Consider the following 22141-nt stretch of genomic DNA (forward strand, 5'->3'; position numbering starts at 1 on the left):
AATTAGTTTTTTTCCTCAGACGCTTTGGTATTAGTTTGCGCTGTTTCTAAAGAATTCGCAACTCGTGCTTGGCGTTGATGCTCAAGAACTAACGCACCAATACGCTGTTGCTGTAGTTCACGTAAACCTTGCTCAGCATTTTCAAGCGCAGGCTCAGACGAATAACTTACTGGCGAGGCCATACCTGCTAGCGGTGTGGTTTGCAGTAATGGAATTTCACTTTGCTGCTCATTGTTACTTTGAGGAAGCGTATTAACGCCCACAATAGCAAACATCGCTACACTTGCTGCAATAGCTAATTGGGCAACTGGTTTGCGCCAATTAAAAGCGACTACTTTATTATCTTGTACTGTTTCAGTGATTGCTTGAGGCTGTGTTTTTGACTGACTAAAGTCAGCATAAACAGGCTCGCTTTCTAGTGCTAATGCAACGCGATCGCTAATATCAATATGTATGTCGTTATTATTTTTTTGAGCACGCATCGCATCACCAATTAACGCATAACGGCCAAACGTAGTTACATCTTGCTCTGCAATTTTTGCATCAGTTAGATGTTGCTCGCCATCAAGTAATGCCGATAACGCTTCGTTATCTAACTTGTTAAGGTGTGCTTTTGTCATACTAAGACTCGCCTATTAATGGGTTTAATTTGTTATCTATTGCTTCACGGGCACGAAATATACGCGAACGCACAGTCCCGACTGGGCAATCCATTACCACTGCTATTTCTTCATAGCTCATCCCTTCTATTTCTCTAAGGGTGATTGCGGTTTTAAGATCTTCAGGCAAACTATCAATCGTATTAAAAATAACAGCGCGTACTTCTTCGCTTAAAAGTAGGTTTTCAGGAGATGCATTCGATCGCATTGAATCTGCACAATCATAAAACTCGGCATCTTCAGCGTCTATATCATTTGCTGGCGGCTTACGCCCCTGGGCTACTAAGTAATTTTTAGCACAATTAACGGCAATACGGTATAACCACGTGTAAAAGGCGCTGTCACCTCTAAAGTTAGGAAGTGCACGGTAAGCTTTAATAAAAGCTTCTTGTGCTACATCAGCAATATCGCCTTGGTTAGATACATAACGTGAGATCAAACCTGCTATTTTGTTTTGATACTTCTTTACTAATAGGTTGAAGGCGTTTTTATCTCCTTGCTGGACCCTTTTTACTAGCACTAAATCTAATTCCTGCTCGCTCATTCGAGCCGGTACTCCTATGTCTGATTTTTGCTTGTTATTCATATTGTCGTCATTGTTCACAAATACTCTGACCTCTTTATGAATAAAAAGTTCTGCTTAATATTATTTTTTTATAAAATAGATGATAATAACGGCGCTAAGCCTTTAAAATCACTACGTAGTAGTATGACAAATATGATACAACTACAGATATTAAAAACAAATATTGCTCTATATGAGCATTGTAACCGCAAAGTACCTCTGACATGAACCAAAATAAACATCACATTGCAGATGTCGCTATTATAGGTAGCGGCGCAGCAGGCTTATCACTTGCATTATCTCTAGCTAATTATTGTAACGTTACCGTGATCAGTAAAGGAGCGCTTACCGAAGGTTCTACTTTGTATGCCCAAGGCGGTATAGCTGCTGTATTTGATAAACAAAACGACAGCATAGAATCTCATGTTGAAGATACTCTCGATGCAGGCGGCGGTTTATGCGATAGAGACGCTGTTCATTATACCGCCAGCAATGCTCACGATTGCCTACAGTGGTTAATCGACCAAGGCGTACCCTTTGATATGGAGTTTGATAGCAAAGGAAAAGAGCGTTTTCATTTAACACGTGAAGGTGGTCACAGCCATCGCCGTATATTGCATGCAGCCGATGCAACAGGTAAAGCGGTGCAAACAACACTTATCAGCCAAGTTAAAATTCATAAAAATATAACGCTTTTAGAGCAATACAACGCCATTGATTTAATCACAGATAAAAGCGCCGGAAAAACAGGCTCACACATTGAAGGCATGTATGTGTGGAACAAAAAAGCTAAAAAGGTAGAAACCATTTCAGCTAAATTTGTTGCTCTTGCAACCGGTGGTGCAAGTAAAGTGTATTTATATACATCTAATCCAGACGTATCAAGTGGTGATGGTATTGCAATGGCTTGGCGTGCAGGTTGTAAAGTTGCCAACATGGAATTTAATCAATTTCATCCAACAAGTCTTTATCATCCAGAGCTACAAAACTTTTTAATTACCGAAGCCATGCGCGGTGAAGGGGCTTATTTAAAGCGCCCTGATGGAACTCGGTTTATGAAAGACTTTGATAGCCGTGAAGAGCTTGCTCCACGCGATATAGTGGCACGCGCAATCGATTTTGAAATGAAGCGCTTAGGCGCCAATTGTGTTTATTTAGATATTAGCCACAAAGATAAAGACTTTATTATTGAGCACTTTCCTACTATTTACGCAAAATGCTTAAGTGTAGGCCTCGATATAACGAAAGAAGCAATCCCAGTTGTGCCTGCTGCGCATTACACCTGTGGTGGTGTAATGACTGACTTTAACGGCAAAACAGATCTCGATAACTTATATGCTGTAGGTGAAGTTGCTTACACAGGCTTACATGGTGCAAACCGTATGGCAAGTAATTCACTATTAGAGTGCATTGTATTTGCCCACGCTGCAGCTAAAGATATTTTAAGTAAAATTGAACATGCACCAGAGCCGATAGCGCTTCCTCATTGGGATGAGAGCCGTGTTAGTAACTCAGATGAAGAAATTGTTATTACCCATAACTGGCATGAACTACGTTTATTTATGTGGGATTATGTAGGTATTGTACGCTCTACTAAACGCTTAGAACGAGCACTGCATAGAGTTGAGTTGCTACAACAAGAAATACACGATTACTATGCAAACTTTAGAGTAAGTAATAACTTACTTGAGCTTCGTAATTTAGTGCAAGTATCAGAGCTAATTATTAGAAGTGCTATGGAGCGAAAAGAAAGCAGAGGCTTGCATTACACTATTGATTACCCTGAACAAAGTGAAAATCCAACGCCGACTATTTTGACTCCAAAACGCAATTAATTGCGCCGACAGTGGCACGTTTTAGACGCGCATAACTTTGCTCATTAACGCCATTGGCTGAAATTATAAGCCAATGGTTGTTACTAAAACCTTTAATATGAAGCCATATATTATTACCATAAAATCGGCTTTTGTTACTTATTTCACCCTGAATTTTTAAGCTCTCGCCCTCAAATCTAAATAACTTTGGTTCTAATATTATAATGCCCTCATGTGGGTGAATTGCTAATACTTTGCGCCACATTATCAAGCCAGCTAGTGCATTTATTATTAAACAAAAAAGCATGGCTAATAGTGAATCTAAAAATAAACATAATATAAAACTAAGTATACAAAAAAAGACCACAATTGGTTTGTGGTCAGCTTTATTATTTGTAACCGTAAACCTATACACGAACTCGGTCTAAGATCAGCGAAACCATACCGTTTAACTGCTCGTCTTTACATTCTTCATGACCCATAAACCATGCAAATAAGTCAGGGTCTTCTTCTGTTAGCAAACGCTGAAAGATAGCCTGTTGCTCTGCGCTCAAAGAGTCGTATGCTTCTTCTACAAACGGCATAAACAAAACATCTAGCTCTAACATGCCACGACGACAAGCCCAACGAATACGTGCTTTACTATGAATTTCAACCATTTTAAACCTCATACTTAATTGACTCGAGTTTAACAAACACAAGCCTATTTAGCAGCTATTAATCTCTCATTAAATAATAAACCCACACCAATAAGCGCTTGTCTGTACCATACGTAACAACTGCGTTATTATGTCACTTCATTTATATTGCAAAGAAGGTTTTTATGTCGAGCGTTTATGCATGTCCGTTATCTCATCAACTTATTAGCCTCTGCGGTGCTGATAAATTATCTTATTTGCACGGACAAATCACTCAAGATCTAAATAAATTAACCAGCAGTAATTATTTGTGGGCTGGCCATTGCAGCGCCAAAGGTAAACTTTGGGGTGTATTTAAATTATTTTCTTACCAAGATAGCTACTACCTTGCGGGTAGCCAAGCTGAAGTTGAAAAATCATTAGCTGAACTTAAAAAATACGCTGTATTTGCAAAAGTTGATATTACTGAATGCTCAAAGCGTTTAATTGGTTTAATTGGTGATGATTTATCGGATGTACTGGCACAACTTGATATTAGCTTTGAAGGCGATGCAAGCGCGTGTGATTTTACGAATGGTAAAGCGCTAAAATTAGCTGATAACCGTGTTTTAATAATGGTTGATAACCAATTTAGCATGCCTGATAACGTATCCACACTTGATAACGAAGCCCCTTGGCAACAAGCAGCGATGCTTGCCGGTGAGCCTCAGCTAAGTGCAGATGCAATTGGCGAGTACGTTCCTCAAATGGTAAACCTACATGCTATTGGCGGTATAAGTTTCAAAAAAGGGTGTTATACCGGTCAAGAAACAGTAGCCCGTATGAAGTACCTTGGTAAAAATAAACGTGCAATGTATATCGTTTCAGGGCAAAGCGAAGGGATTCTTTCAGAGCCTGATTTAGAAACCCAATTAGGCGAAAATTGGCGCCGTGCAGGTAAACTTATTGCACAAAGCTTTGATGAGCAAACAAATAAATTAACAGGCCTCGTTGTGTTGCCAAACGATACTGATGTAACTCAGGTACTTCGTGCAAAACACACACCTCAGGTGGAGCTAAGCATTCTGCCTCTACCCTACTCTCTTGAAGATGAATAAATAGGAATGACTATGATCGTTGCGGCAAACAAAGTGGTAAAAATGCATTATTCAGTAATGGATAATGATGGCAATAGCATTGATAACTCGTTCGGTGGTGAGCCACTACACTTTATCATTGGCACAGGCTATTTAATTTCAGGCCTAGAAAATGCTTTGCTGGGCAAGCAACCAGGCGACACGCTTAGCGTAAAGGTTGAACCTGAAGAAGGTTACGGCGAGCGCCACGAAAACCTAATGCAAGCAGTACCTAAATCAATGTTTGAAGGTATGGAAATTGAAGTTGGCATGCAATTTCGTGCATCAACAGATGATGGTGACCAATCAGTAATGATCATCGATATCCAAGATGAAGAAGTGATTGTAGATGGTAATAACCCACTTGCAGGTATAACACTTAACTTTGATGTAGAAATACTAGAAGTACGTGATGCTACAGAAGATGAATTAACTCACGGCCACGTACATGGCGAAGGTGGGTGTGGCCACGACCACTAATGCACTGCTAAACAAATAGAAAAAGCGCCTAAGGCGCTTTTTTTTTATATCATATTGTTACGCTTAACCGTTTCAGCTTTTGGCTTACTAGGCAGCGCGATTGATACGTTTTTTTCTTTTAAAGCAGCTAGTAAACCTTTTTGATCGTTTGTACCAACTCTATACAAGGTGCCATCTTTGAGCGTTAACTGTATTGCACTAAAGCCAGATACTGTATATACCCAACCATCATGAGTAATTCGCATACCAATACCGTGTCTGTAAGAGTTTTGAACTGCTTTTGCTTCTGCTACTTCGCTAAGCTCAATACTTTGACCAGCAACGCCTGGACCAAACGTCCAGCTAATATTTTTATCATCTACTTTTACTGTTAGGCCATGGAACAAAAAGCCCACCAGCACTAAAATCCCAGTAAATATTATTAAAGGTCCATCAGCGCCTAACAAGTTCCACGCAAGCGCCACAAAACCGCCAATCCACGCTAATACAAAAAAGATAAACACCGCATACTGTTTATGCTGATACATAATATTCTCTAAATTAAATAAATACTTAAAAGCTGTATACCAATGTAGCACTCAGCTCTGAGTCAAACTTGAGTTTATCATCTTCGGGTTTTGAATTATAACGATACATGTAGGTAAATTTGAGTGATACCGCGCCAATCACTTGGCTTATCAGTGCGGTTTCCGATTTTAAGCGAGAATTAAGACCTGAAAGCGACTGCTCTATACTCACATCTTGATTAAAACGAGTACGCTTAGAGACCAAACGTTCCCACTGCATTGCAACACGTACTAAATAACCGGTTTTATCAATTTCATCTTCGCTCACATCCGAATCTTCATCGGCGACTGAACGGTATAAACCAGGTCCTATATCAATATCTACTTTGTTTTTAGAGCCTTGATATACACGCGCACCATAGCCTGTCGCCACCGTGCTTTTAAAATCAAGTCCACTAAACTCATCTTCTTCGTAATCACCGTAAATAAAAAATGAGGAGTTTTTAACACCTACTTTATAGTTACCTTGCGCTGATACAAAAATACGATTAGCAGTAACATCAGTGCCACCGCTTTCATCGTTTTCATCACGCTTATAAAGAGAGTCTATTTTAAATTGGTTACGCCACTTTTCAAAATCTTGGTATAAATTACCTTTGAGCTTAAAACTGGTCGAATTGGTGTTACCTTTACTTAGAATAAAACCAAATTCAGTATCACCGTAAAGCATATCACCTTTGTGTAACTCATGAATTTCTTCATCAGAGAGCTTGCCATATTCATGAAAATCTTCAAATGGATCAACAGCCCAACTCGGGCAGCTAATTATTAAAAAAAATAAAAATAAATACTTACGCACAACACTCTCTCTGCACACAATTATAAAAATAAGCGGTATTGCTTATTCACTCTCTTTCCATAAAATATGACAAAACGGAGCATCTTTATCACGACTAATCAAAATTTTAGCAAACAAAACATCATCATTTTCAAATTCTAAACCAACTAGCACCTGAATAAAGTGCTCTGGCTCTATCTCAAGGGCAACAAAATCTTGCCACTGATCGTCTGGCTCGTCTTCTTCAATAAAGCCTAGGTCTTCTCTAAACTCATTAAAGTCTTCAACATCTTTATCACTCAAGTTATTTGGCGCTAGCTCTAAAAAAATATCATAAGCTTGGTGAGTAGCTTCTTCTACCGTATATAAACGTGGACCCGACATATGTGCTTAACCTTAAGCTTTTAAGTTGCGCTATATTATCAAATCTCATCATCATTTTGATAAAAAAAAGCGTAAAACACTGACTTTTTTGTAACTGAGTCATGCTTTATTCAGCATACAACTCAAACAGTAAATAACAATTTAACTAACCCATTGAATATCAAGATTACTTTTTTAATTTAAGCTTAAAATAACAACGTAAAAAATTTTATTATCTCAAGTTCTAATTGTTTAGCTTTTTCTCATCTAAATCTAACCCTTTAAGACTACAGCTTTAGCAATAAATTCCATTTATTTAAAAAATACCGTCACTTTACTTAATTCTTATAACAACATAAGCTCAACTAACAGGTCAGAGGAGTGTGTAATGATAAAACTAGAAAAACAAAATGGCATTGCAACCGTCACGCTTAGCAGAGCAAAAAAACAAAACGCATTAAGCTTTGAAATGTTTGTAGAGCTAAACAAAGCCATTAAAAACATAAAAAGAGACCGCAGTATTCGTGCTGTAGTAATAAAAGGCGATGGCGAGCATTTTTGTGCAGGGCTTGATATATCAGCCGTAATGGCGGCACCATTGAATATTATAAAATTATTGCTTAAATGGTTACCTGGCAATCAAAATTTAGCGCAAAAAGTAGTATTAGGCTGGCAGTCACTGAGCGTGCCTGTTATTGCACAAATTGATGGCAACTGTTTAGGGGGAGGATTACAAATAGCGCTGGGTGCTGATTACAGGATTGTTCATATTGATGCCAAGCTTGCCATTATGGAAGCGCGTTGGGGCTTGTGCCCCGATATGGGCGCAAATGTAATGATGAGCGGTTTAGTTAAGCGTGACCAAGCACTTTGGCTTGCAAGCCACGCAAACCCAATCACAGCACAACAAGCAAATGAGCTAGGTTTAGTTACTCAGCTTACCGATGATACTCAACAAGCCACGCAAAACATGCTCAATACATTACTTGAGCGCTCACCCGATACGCTTGCTGCTATTAAACGTGTTACACAACTTAGCTATAAACCAAACCAACGAAAAATACTCGCTAAAGAAACCTTCAGCCAAATTCGCTTATTGCTAAACCCAAACACTAAAAAAGCAATTGCTAAAGCAAAAGGAAAAGCGGATATAACCTACGTAAATACAAAGCATTGGTAGACTATTGCACAATGCATAAAAGAGTTTGATTTGTTAAAGTTAAGCTCTTATCTTTTCTGTGAGCCACTTTGATGAAATATCTGCTCAGTAGCGCTATTATTTTACTATGTTTAGCCAGCGCTAAACTCATTATGCACTTTATTGGTGGAAGCTTTCCTGCACCGTTACTCGCTATGGTTATTTTATTAGTTTTACTCTTATCGGGTATTGTAAAAGAGCAACATGTAAAACCATGCGCCTCCCCTATTTTAAATATTATGCCTATCTTTTTCATTCCAGCGGGTGTGGGATTTATTGAGCATCTCGGTCTTATAAAATCGCACTGGGCATTTTTAGCCTCAGTTGTGGTGCTTGTTCCTATAACTACCTTATTGCTTGTTAGCAGTGTAATTGCGTACTTTAAGGGAAAAGAAAATAATGACTAATCTTACTTTTTCCGCTATTTCAGAGCTACAACCTAATTTATGGTGGCTAAGTATTCCTTTTATTATTGTATTATTTTTAGCACTAAGGGCCGTAAACCAAAGTATAAAAAACAGCGTATTTAAATCGCTCACCAACCCCGTATTTTTAAGTATTAGTATTATTGCTTTATTACTCGTTAATCTAAATTTGCCTTATACGCAATTTGCCACGCACAGCAAATTACTAAGCTGGTTATTAGAGCCCGCAATTGTGGCTCTAGCGCTTCCTTTATATCAGCAGTTTACACACGTACGAAAAAATCTATTACTTATAGTCGCAACATGTAGCTTAGGCATTGTTAACGCAACCGTTGTGGCATTTTTGCTAAGCATATTATTTAATTCGCCAGCGCAGCTAAGTGCATCTGTTGCCGCACTCAGTGTGACGACCCCAATATCTTTAATTGTTACCGACTCGTTAGGAGGGATTAGCTCACTTGCCGCGGCTTTAGTTATTTTTATTGGTTTACTAGGCGCTTTATTTGGTTTTATGCTTTTTAAACTCATTAATATTTTTAATCACGAATCTCAAGGCGTTGCCATGGGCACAGCCTGCCATGCAATTGGGACCGCTGCTGCTATTGCTGAGCATCCAAAAGTAGGCGCTTACTCATCAGTTGCAATGGCACTAAGTGCTTTATTAACAGCGATTATAGTGCCGCTGTTATATCCATTTTTAGTCAACATTTTGCTATAGTTGGAAAAATACAACATAGCCCTAACTTAGAGCGCTTTATGATCAGTTCTGAAATCGAACAGTTTGAAAAATATTACACCATGCTTACTGAGTATATGGTTACCTACAGTATGCAAATTGTTGGCGCTATTTTTATCGTCCTCATTGGTTTGTGGATAGCACAAAAGCTTGCCAAATTTGTAGCCGCGTTAATGACCCGCCATAATGTTGATATTACGCTCACAAACTTTGTCAGTAGCGTGGTAAAAGTACTGCTCATTGTAATGGTTATAATTATTGCACTTGGCAAAATAGGTATTAGCGTTACGCCATTTGTAGCAGCCATTGGTGCTGCATCTTTAGGTGCTGGTTTAGCGCTGCAAGGAATGCTTTCTAATTATGGTGCAGGCCTTGCCATTATAGCCACGCGACCTTTTGTTGTTGGTGATACTATTGAAGTTAAAAATGTAAGCGGCCAAGTTAAAACAATTGAGCTTGGCTACACTATTTTAATCAATGAAGAAAAAGTAGAAATCACCATTCCAAATAAGCACATAGTGGGTGAAATACTTCATAACTCATTTAGTTACTCATTGGTCAAAGGTGAAATAGATATAGCTTATAGTGCATGCTCTGATAACGCGATTAGCCTCATTGAAGACGTACTTAAAGCACATGAATTAGTCGCACAAAATCCGTTATCACAAGTGGGTATTGAACGCTTCGCCGATAGCGGTGTTACAATAAGCTACCGATATTGGGTGCCTACTACTAAAATTATCGAAACCAAACTGGCTATTAACGGTGGTGTTTATAAAGCAATTAATAACGCTGATATTGAAATTCCATTCCCTCAACGCGTCATTACAATTAACAAAGCCGACCTAGAAAGCTAATTTATTTTTATAGTGAGCTTGCATATCTGCAAGCTCATCCTTTCCTACCCCCTCTGCTCAGAATAAACTCAAATAGTTGTGTTATAGATTTATTTGCCATATAAATAGTGTTAATAAATATCAATACGCACTTAATTTTAATAATAAAAAAACAATAATGAGTAATGATGATGCGCAACCCCTTCTACCTAGGCGATTGGCAAGTAACACCTTCAACTAACTCAATTCAACTCACTGGTAAAGCCAAACAGTTAGAGCCCAAAGCGATGGAAGTTTTATTGCATTTGTGTCAACAAAATGGCGACATTGTAAGCAGCGATGAATTGCTCAGTAAATGCTGGAAAAATACTGATATTGGCGATAATCCACTACATAAAACTATCACTCAGCTAAGAAAAGCGCTCGGTGATAAAGCCAATGAACCACATTATATTGAAACTATCCGTAAACGTGGCTACCGCATTATTGCAAAATTATCTTTTCCGTTAGCAGATCCTATCCCAAGCACTAAAAGTACATGGCAGGGAGGATCCCCTTTCTTAGGCCTGCGTGCATATAACCCAAATGATACCCACGTTTTTTTTGGCCGTACCCAATCTATAGCTACCCTGCTGGAAAGGATATCTAGCCAGGTAAATTACGGTCGTGCTTTTTGCTTAATACTTGGCCCTAGTGGTACAGGTAAATCCTCGCTTGTTAATGCTGGAATTTTACCAAAACTACTAGATGAGCGAGGCTATAATGGCATCGGGGTTATTTCCTACACCCAGATGGACTTTGCAGATGTGCATAAAAATAGACTTTTTCTAGACTTAGCTTCTGCATTACTTGATTGGGATATAAACGCCCAGCCTGTGTTTGAAGGATTAAGCGCGCAAACACTTGCAGAGCAACTAGAATTGGCAATAGATGGCGTAATTAATGCCATACAAGCTGCACTTAGTAAAGCCTCTACACAACTTAAAACACCCCAGTTATTTTTATTTATTGACCGCTTAGAAGTACTGCTTTCTTCTCCTATATTTAGTAGCGAAACACGCAACCATTTCTTGTCGGTTATTGAGCGCTTAGCAATCTCTAAAGCTGTGATTGTATTTAGTGCGTGTCGTAACGACTTTTACCCTTTAGTTGTTGAACAACCAAGTTTAATGGCAGGCAAAGCTCATGGCGCGCACTACGATTTAACACCGCCAAACCGCCAAGAACTCCAACAAATTATTCGCCTGCCAGCGTTAACCGCTAATTTAACGTTCTCCAATGACCCACAAACCCAAACACCACTGGATGAAATATTGTGCGCCGACACAGCCAATAACCCCGATGCATTGCCCATGCTGCAATACACATTGCAAGAGCTGTACTTACAGCGCAGTGATAATAACGAGCTACTGCACAGTGTTTACACAAAACTCGGGGGTATTGAGGGCGCCATAGGCAAAAAAGCAGAAGATATATTTATTGATCTTAGTAATGAGCAACAGCAGCAACTAAAAAGCGTATTATCACAACTGATCACTTTAAACCCAGATGGTAAAACCATTACGAGCCGCGCTGCCCGCTGGCAAACATTAACCAACACAAGTCAAAAAGAGCTTGTGCAAGCCATGGTCGATAGCCGTTTATTTGTATCGCATTTACAAAACCAAGAAGCCTGTTTTAGTCTTGCTCACGAGGCATTATTGCGTCAATGGCCGCGCGCAAAACAATGGATTAATGACCATAAAGATGCCTTAGCAATAAAAAGTCGTTTACAACATCAAGCACAAAATTGGGTAGATGAAGGCAAAAGTAGTGCTTACCTCCTAGCGCCAGGTAAACCGCTACAAGAAGCGCAGCTATTACTTAACGACAAACTGTTTAAATTAGATGATAACGAGCATGCTCTTATCAAAAGCTCTGTAAAAAAAACAAAAACAAAAATAAGAGCAAAACGAGTGACCGTTACTTTATTGTGCTTACTTACATTTACCGCGTTATTAATGAGCTTCACTAGTTTTAAAGCCCAACAACATGCGCAAAAAAAACAGCTTGAGGCCGAAAGCTTACTGGGGTTTATGGTCGGCGACTTTGCCGATAAATTACGTAGCGTTGAACGTATGGACTTACTTGATGGTATTAGTAATAAAGCACTTGAGTATTTTACTGATCAAACTGACGATTCAAGTTCACTTTTTAGCTTTAGCGATAATAAAGCACAATTTAACAACCGTTTTCAGTACGCACAAACCCTCGAAGCAATGGGTGAAGTAGCTTATTCCCGAGGTAAAACCGATGAAGCCTTTACCGCCTTTGAAAACGCCCGCACCCGCCTTGAGGCATTATTAAAAATACAGCCTAACAACTTAGAGCTACTAACGCTTGCAGGCGCCAATGCCTTTTGGCTAGGTCAATTAGCTTATGATCAAAATGATCATCAAGCTACTGAGCAAATGTTTAAAAAATACCACGCTTACAGTAAAAAAATGTATGCGCTGGCAGCCAATGATTTTAACTCCATTATGGAATTATCGTATTCATCTAATTCTTTAGGTTCTTTATACATAGAAAAATCCAACTACAGCGCTGCAAAAAAGAACTTTGCAGAGTCACTTTTACTTAAAAATAAAGCGCTTAAACTGAAACCCAATAACAAAGATTTACTTCGAGATAAATCCGATACGATTAGTTGGCTTGCAAAAACAGAAGAGAAGCTAAGTAACTTTAATGAAGCAGTTAATATATTGGAAGGTGCAGTTGGCGTAATCACAAAATTGATTGCTGACTACCCTAGTGATGCAAGCCTTTTTTACACGTCAGCAAACCTATATATGCAACAAAGTTATTTACTGAGCTATTTGAGTGATAAACGGATGGCCCATAAAAAAGCCAGCTTGGCTAATCAAGTTATCAATGAAGCTTTAGTACAAGATCCAAAAAACAATAAATTTCAGCTTATGTATTATCGCTCTTTAGCACATTCACTAATGCTATCTACTGATGAAGCTACTGACTCAACAATTGAAAAAATAATTAATTTTTTAAAATCTCAAAATTTTAAAAATACCAGCACTATTAATACACAAATTACACTGATTCAATATTTTATAAATAGACAATCACCACTCAAAGCGCAGGAGTTATTAACTGAGCTTGAGAATAATGAAAACTACAAACATCAATTAGCCAGCCTAACTAAAACTGGTGATTACTTAGTATATACAAGAATAAACTTAATCAAAGCAAACTTAGCTACAACTAATAAACAGCGAGAGCAATTTTGCTTAAGTGCTATCAAAGCAATTTCTGAAGCTGCAAAAATAAGTCAGAGCGTAAAAATAACATACCCACTAGTACAAGCTTATTCCTGTTTAAACAGGGAAGACGAGATATCAGAAATAAAAACAAGCCTAGTTAAATTAGGCATTACGAACTTCCAACTATAATTACTCATAAAGGAAATGATATGAATAACACCCTAGAAAATGTCGACTTTCAAGTAAATATTAAACTTAACAACGGTGAAGCTATTTTTAGCTATACAAAAAATGGCGAATCCGCTACTGGCGGTGGTGTTGTAAGAACTGAAACCGCTGGCAACTACAATTTAGACGACGCCACAATTCAAAATGGTTTCGTATTTACTGGCGCTACTATCACCGATATCGACACACAAAAACCATGCGCCCAAGACTTCAGCTATAAAGTAAGTGACAACGGCCACACAATTATCATTACCGACACAGATGAAAATAATGGCTCTGTATGCTTAATCTTTAACGTTGAGTGTAATGGCAATAAATATGAAAGCGCTGATCCTCAAGTTAAGAATGAAAAAGAACTCTAATTAGTAATGCTTATTTTTAAATTGCACAGGCATATTAATTGCGGTGTAATTTATTTAAAAACGCCCCTTAAATAAACTTAAATAACAACAACTTAAATCAGAAGGTTACCGAAAGGTTTAAAAACGATAAATTGAATAAACTGCTAGACATAAAGTTTCATTAACAATAAAAATGAGCAACACCATGTCTAACAATAATGAAAATAGCAAAGCAAACAACACCGACAGCGCTGTATCTGCATTAATCAGCAGTATTTCTAATACCGTTAACAATGAAAAAATAAGCGCGATTATTAATGTCACTAATGTCATGGCCGATGCTATTTTTATTGTTAATGCAGATGGGGTGTTTGAATCAGTAAATCCCGTAGCAGCACGTTTTTTCAATGTAACGTCTGATTCATTAATAGGTAAAAAATGGCAAGATTGTTTACAAGAACAGTATCGCGATGACTATAAATACATGTTTGAAAGTTGGAAAAAGAACTATCAAACACCACTCAATCATGGTCCGAAAGAAGTTAAAATAAGAAAAAACAATGGTAACTGTTTAGATGTTGAGTTATCTATATCATGTTTACCCGAATCTGTAGTCGCAAGTACCCCACTTTTTATTTGTATAATGCATGATATTTCAAAGCACGTTAAAAAATACAAAGTACTGGAAAACGTAGCCAGACTTGATCATCTCACTGGTATTGCTAATCGCTGTACTTTAGAAAAAACCATCATTAAAAATTGGCAAGAGTGCATAGTTAACAAGCAGCCTCTTAGCTTTATACTTATTGATATTGATTACTTTAAATTATTTAACGATAACTTTGGCCATGTAAAAGGTGATAAGTGCCTTCAAAAAGTCGCTCGTACAATTGAAGAGTGCTTACCATCTAAAGACAGTTTAGTAGCACGCTATGGTGGTGAGGAGTTTGCTGTTGTGCTGCCTCGTTCGCACATTTCAAATGCACAAATGATTGCTAAGCGTATTCAAGAAAAAATACTCAACATTAATTTTAGAGATCTCGGTTTACCAGCGAATGTAAAAATAAGTGTAAGTCAGGGTTTAGCGTGTGAATACAATAATCAATACAGAACATCTGAGGCATTAATATGCGCGGCGGATACGGCCTTATACAGAGCGAAGTCGGAAGGTCGTAATAAATTATGTATAAGGTGATGTACTAACTATTTGGTATAGCATTTATCTACTAAAATAAAAAAACCGCAATTGCGGTTTTTTTATTACTTGAGAAAAGCTTAAATATCGATTAGCAATCCTTCGTCCTTTTTAATCTTTTCGATCACCATATAAGTATGATGAGTACCCACGCCGGGAATATCTACTAAGTCGCCAAGAACTTGTCTATATTCTTCCATATTAGAAACGCGAATTTTTAATAAGTAATCATAACCACCAGCAACCATGTCACATTCGACTACTTGTTCTATCCTTAATATGTGCTCTCTAAATACTTTAAATACAGCTGTATTTGAAGCAACAAGCGATACTTGAACATGCGCTACTAAGCTCTGATTAAGTTTAGCTTCGCTAAGCTTGGCATAATAGCCTTCAATATACCCTTCTTGCTCTAATCGTTTAACACGATCTAGGCACGGGCTGGCACTCAAATTAACCTGTTTTGCGAGGTTAACATTAGAAATTCTGCCGTTCTTTTGAAGAACGTCTAGTATGGCTAAATCAATACGATCTAGCATGCGTAATCTATTTGGAATTGTCATAACAGAATTTTATGCGGATAAGTTAAATTTATACCCTGTAAATTATCGTAAATCGCGAAATTTAACCAGCATATTCTGCTGAATTTTAATTAGAATGCACTCACAATATCACTGGTAATTTATTGGTAATTAATTTTACTTTAATTCTTAACATCCTGAGGGTTGCTTATGTTATTCAACGGCGATTTAACTACTACTTGTCCTATCAGACAAAGAATCCGTGACTTTTACCGCATAGATGAAAATGCAGTTATTGATCATATTTTACCGCTTGCAGAAGTAGGCGTAAAAGCACGAAGTCGTGCCTGGGAAAGAGCCCGCCAGATTGTTTTGAACATTCGTAAAGAGCAAGATGGGCAAGGCGGTGTTGATGCGCTTTTAAATGAATTTTCACTCTCTAGTGAAGAAGGCGTTGTATTAATGTGTTTGGCCGAAGCACTGCTTCGCGTACCAGATAAAGCAACTCAAGATGTACTTATTCGTGACAAGTTAGCCAAAGGTGATTGGAGCTCTCATCTAGGAAGCAGCGATTCTTTATTTGTAAACGCATCTTCTTGGGGATTATTAGTTACCGGTAAAATGGTTAACTACACAGACAAAACTAAAGAACAACAGTTCGGCATGCTTAAAAAGACCATTGGTCGTTTAGGTGAGCCAGTTATTCGTAAGTCTGTAAACTTTGCTATGAAAATTATGGGCAAGCAATTCGTAATGGGTCGTACCATTGACGAAGCAATTGAACGTGCAGCCGAAACAGAGCAAAAAGGTTATGTGTATTCTTACGATATGCTAGGCGAAGGCGCGCGCACAATGAAAGATGCGAAGCGTTACTTTGACAGCTACATGAATGCTATACACTCAATTGGTAAAGCGGCTAATGGTCGTGGTCCAATTAAGAGCCCTGGTATTTCAGTTAAGCTTTCTGCTATTCATCCGCGCTATGAGTTCACTCATAAAGACCGTGTGATGGAAGAAATAGTCCCTAAGTTAAAAGAACTTGCTCTTGCCGCTAAAAAATACGATATCGGCTTTACCGTTGATGCAGAAGAAGCAGACCGTTTAGATATTTCATTAGATGTAATTGAAGCGGTATTCAGTGATGAAGATCTTGGTGATTGGCAAGGATTTGGCTTAGCGGTTCAAGCCTATCAAAAACGCGCTATTTTTGTAATTGAATGGCTAACTGACCTTGCAACCCGCGTTGGTCGCAAGATGATGGTACGTCTAGTAAAAGGCGCATACTGGGATACTGAAATCAAAACTACACAGCAAGATGGTTTAGATCACTACCCTGTATTTACCCGTAAAGCAACAACAGACGTTTCTTACAAAGCGTGTGCTATTAAAATGCTTGAAGCGCGCGATGTGCTTTATCCGCAATTTGCTACACATAACGCTTATACTGCCGCGACTATCTTAGAAGTAGCCAAAGGCGACAACACTGGTTTCGAATTTCAACGTTTGCACGGTATGGGTGAGTCATTATTCGACCAAATCGTTAACGAAGAAAAAATTCAATGCCGCGTATATGCCCCAGTTGGTCAACACGAAGACCTCCTTGCGTACCTTGTTCGTCGTTTATTAGAAAATGGTGCTAACTCATCATTTGTAAACGCAATTGTTGATACAACAAAACCTGTTGAATCATTACTTCCAGACCCTGTAGAAACATTGCAAGGCTTGCGTAACAAGTACAATACGCAAATCAAAATGCCAATTGATTTATACGGTGAAGAACGTGCTAACTCTAAAGGCATGGATTTAACCGACATTAACGTTATTACCCCTTTCAAAGAGAATCTTGAAACATGGTTTAACGAGCACTTAATTGAGCAAAGCCAAGTACCTGAAGGCTCATTAGCTGTTAAAAACCCAGCAAATCACAAAGAAATCATTGGCCACGTTAAATTGCAAACTGGCGAAGAGATGAAAGTATTACTGGCTAACGCTGAAGCTGCACTTGAGTCATGGTCACAAACACCAGTAAGAGAGCGAGCTAACTTACTGCGTCGAGTTGCTGATATCTTAGAGCGTCATCACGACGAACTTGTTGCTATCTGTATTAAAGAAGCAGGTAAAGTAGCGCAAGATGGTATTGATGAAGTACGTGAAGCGGTTGATTTTTGCCGTTACTACGCGGCGCGCGCTGAGGAGCTATCGCAAGATGAGCGTTTTGAAGCCCGTGGCGTTATTTTATGTATTAGCCCGTGGAACTTCCCGCTTGCAATATTCTTAGGCCAAGTTGCCGCTGCGATTGTTACAGGTAACACTGTAATTGCAAAGCCTGCTGAGCAAACAAGTTTAATCGCCCTTCGTGCTATTGAACTAATGTTGTCTGTTGGTTTACCTGAGCATGTTGTTCAACCGGTTATTGCTCGTGGTTCTGAAGTAGGCAAAACAATTGTTCCTGATGAACGCATTCAAGCGGTTATGTTTACAGGCTCTACTGAAACAGGCACATTAATTTCTCAAACACTTGCTGCACGTAACGATATTCAAGTACCGTTAATTGCAGAAACAGGTGGCCAAAACTGTATGATTGTTGACTCAACGGCGCTTCCTGAGCAAGTAGTTGACGATGTGATCAGTTCTGGTTTTCAAAGTGCTGGGCAACGTTGTTCTGCTCTTCGTGTTTTATTCATTCAAGATGACGTAGCAGATGGCATTATCGAAATGCTTAAAGGTGCGCTAGCTGAGTTACACATTGGCGATCCATCGTTACTATCAACTGATGTTGGTCCTGTAATTGATGAAAAAGCACTTAAAAACTTAAATGAGCACGTTGAGTACTTAAAAGGTAACTCTATACTTCATTACGAGTGTAAAATTCCGGATAACACGCAAAATGGCGCATACTTTTTTGCTCCTCGTTTATACGAAATCAAAGACTTATCAGTACTTAAGCGTGAAGTATTTGGCCCATGTGTTCATATTGTTCGCTTTAAATCGAGCGAACTTGATGATGTGATGGATCAAATTAACAACACAGGTTATGGCTTAACAATGGGTGTACATTCACGTATTGAAGAGCGCTGTGAGTACCTTGCTAAAATGTCACGTGCGGGTAATGTTTACATTAACCGAAACATGATTGGTGCTATTGTTGGTGTGCAACCATTTGGTGGCCGTGGTTTATCAGGTACTGGCCCTAAAGCCGGTGGCCCTAACTACCTTCAACGTTTAGTAAAAGAAAAGGCATCACCAGATAACGTGCAAATGACAAACCTGACGCCAGATGAGCTTGATTTACACCACTACAGCGGTGCAAATGAGCAAGTTAAAAAGCTAATGGCTAACTCAATGCGCGATGAAAAAATCTGGCGTGCAACACCACTAAACGACCGTGTTTCGGCTGTGCGTCAGTTGCTTGCTAAAATCGCGACGGTAGAAATTATCGACGATTTAGCAGACGATTTAGCATTAACATTATCAGAAGCTCGTGCACAGCTTAACCGCCTTGAAAAGCACATGCGTAAATTTACTACCCTGCCAGGGCCAACGGGTGAGTCTAATACACTTCATCTAGAAGCGCGTGGTTGTGTAGTGTGTTATGCAGATAAGAGCACATCATTTAACTTCTGGGCATTGTCTATCATTACCGCTATTGCCGCAGGTAATACGGTAATTACTGTAGCGTCTGAGCTGTTTTACGATGAAGCTGTTGCCTTTAAAGATAAATTTATCTCTACAGGTGTTGCTGAAGGTGTTTTCCAAGTAGCTAAACCTAATCAGTTACAAGCTATCTTAGCTCACCCTCATTTAGCTGGTGCGGTAGTTGCCGCTCGCTCGTCTCGTTTAGGCTACTTCAGCCAACAGCTTGCACAGCGTAAAGGCGCAATTTTACCGGTAATTAGCTCTGAGTATTACGATACATTAATCAAGCGCTTAATTACTGAAAAAACAATTAGTATTGATACAACAGCATCAGGCGGTAATACCTCGCTAATGACGCTTGTTGAAGATGATGAATAATTAAGCTAATAGTTTTTCACTAAAAAATAAAAAAAGGCACTGTAAAGTGCCTTTTTTATTTGGTCGTTACGTATAAGTTTGTTAGTTTAAAAGTAGATTAACAACTGAAGCCGTGAAATTGAAAACCATTCCTATTACTAAGTTAGTCCCAGGTATGTTTGTGCAAAGCGTTACCAAACAAACTGGCAGCATTAAAATTAAAAACCAAGGCTGGGTTAAAACTCAAGCTGGTATTAATAACCTGATAAAAGCAGGTATTTTAGAAGTAGAAATCGACCCAGATAAAACCCTCATTGATTCAGTCCCTGAAAAAGATCCTATCGCTACACCTACAACAAAAATAAAGCGTAATCCTTGGCAAAAAATAAACAGCGCTGAGCAAGAAATGGGAAAAGCAAAAAAGCTTTATGACGAAGCAAAAACACTGCAAATAAAAGCATTTAAAGATATAAAAGCTGGCCGTGATATAGATATAGGGCCGTTTAGAGAACTGGCAAGTGGCTTTATGGATTCTGTTTTTAGAAATCAAGATGCCCTAGCCTGCCTTACCCAAATGCGCCAAAAAGATGCCTACCTACTTGAGCACTCAATTAATGTATCAATATTAATGGGTATTTTTGCAAAACACTTAAATATAGAGAAAGACACTATTGTTGAGCTGACTACCGGCGCACTATTACACGACATTGGTAAAATAAAAATCCCTGATGAAGTGCTAAACAAACCTGGCCGCTTTACAGACGACGAATTTAAAATAATGAAAATGCATTCGCTTTTCAGTAAAGAGATATTAGAAGACTCTGGCTTAACAGGAATCGCGGTAGATATTGCAGGTATGCACCACGAAAGACTCGATGGTAAAGGCTACCCGTTTGGTAAAAAAGGTGACGAGATAAGTCAGTATGTGCGTATGGCGTCAATTGTAGATGTTTATGATGCACTTACCGCAGAACGTGTTTATAAAGCAGGCATGGAGCCAATAAAGGCGTTTAAAATATTAAAAGACGGGTGCCCTGATAGCTTTGATCCTGTGCTGCTTAATAAATTTATTCAATGTATTGGCATCCATCCGGTAGGAACGCTTGTAAGGTTATCGAGCCAAAGAGTCGGTTTGGTCACCGAGAGTAATCCGGGGGCACCACTAAAACCTGTCGTTAAAACATTTTACAGCGCTAAGCATAGCCGCTACACCGAAGTAAAAGATATTGATTTATCTAATAAAAAAACTGTAGACACTCTTGAGTCAGCGATTAAACCTAAAGAATATAACATTGATTTAGAACGCTTTTATAAAAATTCAATATTATCCTAAGCACTATTGAGAGCTCAATATTCTACCGAGCTCTCAACAGATAACTAAGCGCTTACTGCGGCCAGTCTTGCAAAGCTTTTAAGCTAAACTCATAACCATCAAAATCTAGCACACTTTGCTCAGGTGTAATTTCTGTGACTGTTAGAGCTCCTATGCTTTCTCCTTCGTGTAATTCTCGGCCATTTAGCTTGATCCAACGTTTATCAGCACTCGATGAATATATATGCGCTTGATATTTAATACTAGGTAACATTGATTGCAAACCATCAGGTAATAACTCAACAGGCTCAACACGTGATGACGTTTTTGACGCTTGAGTAACTTCATAATCTTGGTTTTTTTCGACATCTTGTATAGCTTGCGCAAATGCATTTTTAAGAGTTGTAGGCACAGCATCAAGCTCAGGGTCACTCGTCTGTTGAGATTGGGTGCTGCCATTAATTGGCTTACCCAATACTTTATATTTACTCATATCAAGTTGAGCCGATGCGGTATTTTGATTTTGCCCAAATACCGCAGTGTTTTGTGCATTATTTGGATTGTAATTACTTTGTGGGTTAAACGCTGGCTGATTATAATTTTGAACAGGCATTACTTGTTGCATGTTTTGCTGATTATAACCTGCTGCGCTCGTGACCTGGCTCGACGGCATAGGAATATACTGACCATTTGGGGTTAATAACATTTGCTGTACACCATTGGGGGTTTGCACATGCACAAGTTGCCCTTCAATCGTTGCAGTATTTGTTGGAGCTACTTTAGCAGGCTCCAACTTAGCTACTTGCTGTTTTTCAGCTTCAGCTTCAGCATCTTCCTCTTTAACGTCTTTGTTAGGCGATGATTTTTCGCTTTCAACCACCTTAATTACAGCGGGTTCCGCTGCGTTTAATAAAGTCGTACTTTGAAACCACTTTCCGGCGGTAAAGCCACCCGCTACCGCAATAAAAGCAGCTAAGCTTGTACCAAATACTAATGCTAATCGTCTATAACGCTTAAGTGCTTGCTGTTGCTTTAACTGCTCAGATTGTAAGTCGTACTGTTCAGCACTCATATCTGATTGCTGCGACTGCTTTAGCGCATCTAATAAATAAGACATAACTTAC

21 protein-coding genes are annotated in these 22141 nt (G+C 38.8%); 12 read left to right on the forward strand and 9 right to left on the reverse strand.

Going from position 1 to position 22141, the window contains the following annotated elements:
* Nucleotides 1-2: 2 nt before the first annotated feature.
* Both H5159_RS08125 and rpoE read right to left on the reverse strand, forming a co-directional pair.
* Entirely contained in the window at nucleotides 3-620 is a 618-nt protein-coding gene (locus tag H5159_RS08125) for a sigma-E factor negative regulatory protein (RefSeq protein WP_002958720.1), read from the reverse strand.
* A gap of 1 nt (nucleotide 621) precedes the next feature.
* Nucleotides 622-1203: an RNA polymerase sigma factor RpoE gene (gene rpoE / locus H5159_RS08130; protein ID WP_002958721.1), complete on the reverse strand. Its 582-nt coding sequence runs from the start codon at nucleotides 1201-1203 to the stop codon at nucleotides 622-624.
* Between the two features lie 245 nt (nucleotides 1204-1448).
* On the opposite strand from rpoE, the gene nadB reads away from it, so the two are divergent.
* On the forward strand, nucleotides 1449-3059 hold the full coding sequence (gene nadB, locus H5159_RS08135) for an L-aspartate oxidase (protein WP_154903488.1): 1611 nt from the start codon (nucleotides 1449-1451) through the stop codon (nucleotides 3057-3059).
* Here nadB and H5159_RS21050 read toward each other — a convergent pair.
* Both H5159_RS21050 and H5159_RS08140 read right to left on the reverse strand, forming a co-directional pair.
* Nucleotides 3034-3390 carry a hypothetical protein gene (locus tag H5159_RS21050; protein WP_223231626.1) on the reverse strand — a complete coding sequence of 119 codons (357 nt, stop codon included), beginning with the start codon at nucleotides 3388-3390 and terminating at the stop codon, nucleotides 3034-3036. The genes nadB and H5159_RS21050 overlap by 26 nt on opposite strands.
* Before the next feature lie 55 nt (nucleotides 3391-3445).
* Nucleotides 3446-3697, reverse strand: coding sequence for a succinate dehydrogenase assembly factor 2 (locus tag H5159_RS08140; RefSeq protein ID WP_002958724.1), 252 nt, complete (start codon nucleotides 3695-3697; stop codon nucleotides 3446-3448).
* Nucleotides 3698-3861: 164 nt separating this feature from the next.
* Here H5159_RS08140 and H5159_RS08145 point away from each other — a divergent pair, with 164 nt between their 5' ends.
* Nucleotides 3862-4773, forward strand: a complete 912-nt coding sequence (locus tag H5159_RS08145; protein ID WP_002958725.1) for a folate-binding protein YgfZ — start codon at nucleotides 3862-3864, stop codon at nucleotides 4771-4773.
* 12 nt (nucleotides 4774-4785) lie between these two features.
* Nucleotides 4786-5271, forward strand: coding sequence for a peptidylprolyl isomerase (locus H5159_RS08150; RefSeq protein WP_002958726.1), 486 nt, complete (start codon nucleotides 4786-4788; stop codon nucleotides 5269-5271).
* Nucleotides 5272-5315: 44 nt separating this feature from the next.
* Here H5159_RS08150 and H5159_RS08155 read toward each other — a convergent pair whose 3' ends face one another.
* From H5159_RS08155 to H5159_RS08165, 3 genes are read right to left on the reverse strand one after another with little or no spacing between them, the layout of a single operon-like run.
* Complete coding sequence (locus H5159_RS08155) at nucleotides 5316-5798, reverse strand: hypothetical protein (protein WP_182780119.1); 483 nt, start codon at nucleotides 5796-5798, stop codon at nucleotides 5316-5318.
* Nucleotides 5799-5823: 25 nt separating this feature from the next.
* Entirely contained in the window at nucleotides 5824-6636 is an 813-nt protein-coding gene (locus tag H5159_RS08160; RefSeq protein WP_182694406.1) for a DUF481 domain-containing protein, read from the reverse strand.
* Nucleotides 6637-6678: 42 nt separating this feature from the next.
* Entirely contained in the window at nucleotides 6679-6999 is a 321-nt protein-coding gene (locus H5159_RS08165; RefSeq protein ID WP_002958729.1) for an HI1450 family dsDNA-mimic protein, read from the reverse strand.
* Between the two features lie 367 nt (nucleotides 7000-7366).
* Here H5159_RS08165 and H5159_RS08170 point away from each other — a divergent pair, with 367 nt between their 5' ends.
* From H5159_RS08170 to H5159_RS08200, 7 genes are all read left to right on the forward strand, one after another.
* On the forward strand, nucleotides 7367-8158 hold the full coding sequence (locus H5159_RS08170; protein WP_182723986.1) for a crotonase/enoyl-CoA hydratase family protein: 792 nt from the start codon (nucleotides 7367-7369) through the stop codon (nucleotides 8156-8158).
* Between the two features lie 71 nt (nucleotides 8159-8229).
* On the forward strand, nucleotides 8230-8583 hold the full coding sequence (locus H5159_RS08175) for a CidA/LrgA family protein (RefSeq protein WP_182723985.1): 354 nt from the start codon (nucleotides 8230-8232) through the stop codon (nucleotides 8581-8583).
* On the forward strand, nucleotides 8576-9319 hold the full coding sequence (locus tag H5159_RS08180; RefSeq protein WP_182780120.1) for an LrgB family protein: 744 nt from the start codon (nucleotides 8576-8578) through the stop codon (nucleotides 9317-9319). Before H5159_RS08175 ends, H5159_RS08180 begins: the two co-directional genes overlap by 8 nt.
* A gap of 38 nt (nucleotides 9320-9357) precedes the next feature.
* Complete coding sequence (locus H5159_RS08185; RefSeq protein ID WP_002958733.1) at nucleotides 9358-10194, forward strand: mechanosensitive ion channel family protein; 837 nt, start codon at nucleotides 9358-9360, stop codon at nucleotides 10192-10194.
* Between the two features lie 167 nt (nucleotides 10195-10361).
* A complete protein-coding gene (locus tag H5159_RS08190; RefSeq protein WP_182780133.1) occupies nucleotides 10362-13616 on the forward strand; it encodes a winged helix-turn-helix domain-containing protein in 3255 nt (1084 codons plus the stop codon).
* A 20-nt stretch (nucleotides 13617-13636) separates the two neighbouring features.
* Complete coding sequence (locus tag H5159_RS08195) at nucleotides 13637-14017, forward strand: DP-EP family protein (RefSeq protein ID WP_182673361.1); 381 nt, start codon at nucleotides 13637-13639, stop codon at nucleotides 14015-14017.
* 184 nt (nucleotides 14018-14201) lie between these two features.
* Entirely contained in the window at nucleotides 14202-15191 is a 990-nt protein-coding gene (locus H5159_RS08200) for a sensor domain-containing diguanylate cyclase (RefSeq protein WP_182780121.1), read from the forward strand.
* Between the two features lie 80 nt (nucleotides 15192-15271).
* Here H5159_RS08200 and H5159_RS08205 read toward each other — a convergent pair whose 3' ends face one another.
* Nucleotides 15272-15754 (reverse strand): winged helix-turn-helix transcriptional regulator, encoded by a 483-nt coding sequence (locus H5159_RS08205; protein ID WP_024596882.1) that lies wholly within the window; start codon nucleotides 15752-15754, stop codon nucleotides 15272-15274.
* Between the two features lie 168 nt (nucleotides 15755-15922).
* Between H5159_RS08205 and putA the strand changes: the two genes are divergently transcribed.
* Together putA and H5159_RS08215 are read left to right on the forward strand one after the other, a co-directional pair.
* On the forward strand, nucleotides 15923-19726 hold the full coding sequence (gene putA / locus H5159_RS08210) for a bifunctional proline dehydrogenase/L-glutamate gamma-semialdehyde dehydrogenase PutA (RefSeq protein ID WP_024596881.1): 3804 nt from the start codon (nucleotides 15923-15925) through the stop codon (nucleotides 19724-19726).
* A 118-nt stretch (nucleotides 19727-19844) separates the two neighbouring features.
* Nucleotides 19845-21038 carry an HD-GYP domain-containing protein gene (locus H5159_RS08215; RefSeq protein ID WP_024604443.1) on the forward strand — a complete coding sequence of 398 codons (1194 nt, stop codon included), beginning with the start codon at nucleotides 19845-19847 and terminating at the stop codon, nucleotides 21036-21038.
* 52 nt (nucleotides 21039-21090) lie between these two features.
* On the opposite strand, the gene H5159_RS08220 is transcribed toward H5159_RS08215, so the two are convergent.
* A complete protein-coding gene (locus H5159_RS08220) occupies nucleotides 21091-22134 on the reverse strand; it encodes a general secretion pathway protein GspB (RefSeq protein WP_182716091.1) in 1044 nt (347 codons plus the stop codon).
* Nucleotides 22135-22141 lie beyond the last annotated feature (7 nt).

The organism is Pseudoalteromonas sp. SG43-1, assembly GCF_014164415.1.
Lineage (GTDB): Bacteria > Pseudomonadota > Gammaproteobacteria > Enterobacterales > Alteromonadaceae > Pseudoalteromonas > Pseudoalteromonas distincta.